The sequence below is a fragment of the Glaciecola siphonariae genome, assembly GCF_042652645.1.
Lineage (GTDB): Bacteria > Pseudomonadota > Gammaproteobacteria > Enterobacterales > Alteromonadaceae > Glaciecola > Glaciecola siphonariae.
In genome coordinates this window covers 1-2,348 of sequence record NZ_JBHSGU010000011.1, presented here as the reverse complement: position 1 = coordinate 2,348, position 2,348 = coordinate 1, and the positions used below count along the sequence as shown (strand labels likewise).

The 2,348-nt window shown below is 46.8% G+C and carries 3 protein-coding genes; all 3 read right to left on the bottom strand.

The annotated features are described in order from the left end of the window. Positions 1-21 precede the first annotated feature (21 nt). The 3 genes from tnpC to tnpA all read right to left on the bottom strand — a co-directional run bounded on the left by tnpC (position 22) and on the right by tnpA (position 2,267). On the bottom strand, positions 22-1,521 hold the full coding sequence (gene tnpC / locus ACFO4O_RS15100) for an IS66 family transposase (protein WP_382410022.1): 1,500 nt from the start codon (positions 1,519-1,521) through the stop codon (positions 22-24). Positions 1,522-1,617: 96 nt separating this feature from the next. Continuing rightward, positions 1,618-1,968, bottom strand: a complete 351-nt coding sequence (gene tnpB, locus ACFO4O_RS15095) for an IS66 family insertion sequence element accessory protein TnpB (protein WP_382410020.1) — start codon at positions 1,966-1,968, stop codon at positions 1,618-1,620. Continuing rightward, the gene (gene tnpA / locus ACFO4O_RS15090) at positions 1,965-2,267 is read right to left on the bottom strand and encodes an IS66 family insertion sequence element accessory protein TnpA (RefSeq protein WP_382410018.1); all 303 of its coding nucleotides are present in this window, start codon (positions 2,265-2,267) and stop codon (positions 1,965-1,967) included. Before tnpA ends, tnpB begins: the two co-directional genes overlap by 4 nt. Positions 2,268-2,348: the final 81 nt, after the last annotated feature.

Below are 2,348 nucleotides of genomic sequence, written 5' to 3'. Positions count from 1 at the left end.
GTGAGCGTCTCGTAATCCCACCTAGTCTTTAGCAAATCGCCATGGTAGCAGTTGCTCGACGTCAGTGTTTTGAGTGGCGATTTGCGCTAGCAAGTGCATTACATAATCGAAGGGCGTCAGCCCGTTCGCCTTTGCTGTTTCGATAATACTATACAGTACGGCGCTGGCGTGAGCACCTTTTGCTGTGTGGCTAAATAACCAATTTTTGCGGCCTATCACGAAGGGCTTTATTGCTCGCTCAGCGCGATTATTATCGATGTTCACTGCGCCGTCTTTTGTATAGGTTTTGAGTTTATCCCACTGATTTAAGCAGTAGGTAATGGCCTCTCCGAGTTTGGTTTTTGGCAGCACCTGTTGCTCTGATTTAACAAGCCACGCCTCGAGCTGCTTGAGTAATACCGTGCTCTTTTCTTGTCGTACTTGTAAACGCTCAGCGGGCGAGCTGTCTTTTAGCTGCGTTTCAATGCGGTAGAGTTTTTGGATATGGTTAAGCGCCCAGTCGGCTTTACCGCTGCTCTTTTTACCTTGCGCGGTTTTGGCTTCCATGAATTTGCGTCTGGCATGCGCCCAACATCCTGCAAGGGTAGCTTGAGTTTGCTCATAGCCTGCATAACCATCCACCTGTAAATAGCCATCAAAGCCTTGCAGGTAATCGACTGCGCACTTGCCCGCACGACTTGCTTGGTAGTCGTAGAGTATGATGTTAGGGGTATCGGTGTGATTACTCTCTGGCGAGTCAGTGCCCGTGCAATACACCCACATATAGCACTTGGCTTTATCTTCTTTGACCACCTTTAAGGTCGTTTCATCTGCCGCAATCACTGGCTGCTGGAGTATCAACTCGTGCAAGCGCTCATACAGCGGTTGTAGCAAGTCAGCGCATTTGAGCATCCAATCGGCCATGGTCTTGCGACTTAACTCAATACCGTATTGTTTGAACATCGACTCTTGCCGGTATAGCGGTAAGCCATATTGATATTTACTGGTGATGATTTGGCTGAGTAAGCTCGGGGTAGCATAGCCTTTTGGGATAACGCTGGGGGCAACCGGCGCTTGTTTAATGTGATTGTGCGTCCCGTCCTTCTCACATGCTCTGCATGCATACTTCGGGCGTACATGCTCAATCACTTTGACTTGTGCAGGAATAAATTCAAGCTTCTCGCTTTTATCCTCGCCAATCTTATGCAGCTCACCTTGGCAGCCATCGCAGACTTTATCTTCGTCGGCTAAGTCATGCACTACCACTTCACGCGGTAAGTCAGCCGGCAGCGGTTTGCGCTTAGGTTTGTTGCGCGTGTAACTGATATCTTCTTGCTCAGACTCAACACTTTCAGCCAATATTTCTTCAGCTTCGTTAAACAACTCACCTTGACCCGGATGACCTTCACTACTTGCACCAAACTGCTTTTGTTGGGCAAGACGAAACTGCTCTTCTAAAAACGACAGCCGCGCTTGCTGACGTGCGATGAGCGCATCTTTTTCGGCCAGTTGCTTACGGAGCATGTCGATTTCATTTTGCATGCTTGTATTATACCCGAACAGCAAGCGAAGGTATGCTAAGCAATTGTTTTTATTTAGATTAAAACGTGATCGTTAAATCCTACTTATGATCTACAGTTATAAGCCAGAGGCCCTATAATTCAACGTGCTGTGCCCAATAACATCATAGCCACCTAGCAGCCATTGCAACTGCTGTTCGCTCAATCTGAGTCTGTCTAGCTCATGTACTTTGGGCCATTTGAAGCGATGTTTTTCGAGGCGTTTATACCAGAGGGCGAAGCCCGTCTTATCCCAGTACAACAACTTCAATTTATCCTGCTTTTTATTGCAGAAGATAAATAGCGCACCGCTAAACGCATCTAGCTCAAGCTCACTTTCAACGATATTAAGTAGACCGTTGATGGACTTTCTGAAATCTACAGCGGTGGTGTGCAAGTAGATATCGTCAGGCTCAACAAACATTTTCATTTGACAAGAGCCTTTACCATATTAGCAAACCACTGCGGGTTAACCGAGTCATTGCAAGCAAGCTCTACACCGTTAAACTGACAGCTTATGGTTGCTACTGGTTTTAGCTTTGGCGTTTCAATCTTAACTAACGCTCGGCCTGGCTTTTTATCTCCGTGCTTCCAATCACTTTTTCGAGCACGGAATGTTTGCAGGTTGATACCCTGGCGCTCACAAAACGCTTTGATGGTTAAGCCGCTATTTTGCTGCTCACCAAATATCTGCAGCCACTGTGCTTTGGTTCGTCGTTTGTTTTGCATAAAGACCTCTACTTGATAGTTGAGGCCTCATGGTGCAGGGTTGGACTTAACTTGGAAATATGTGGTTTACTGGACGCTTAC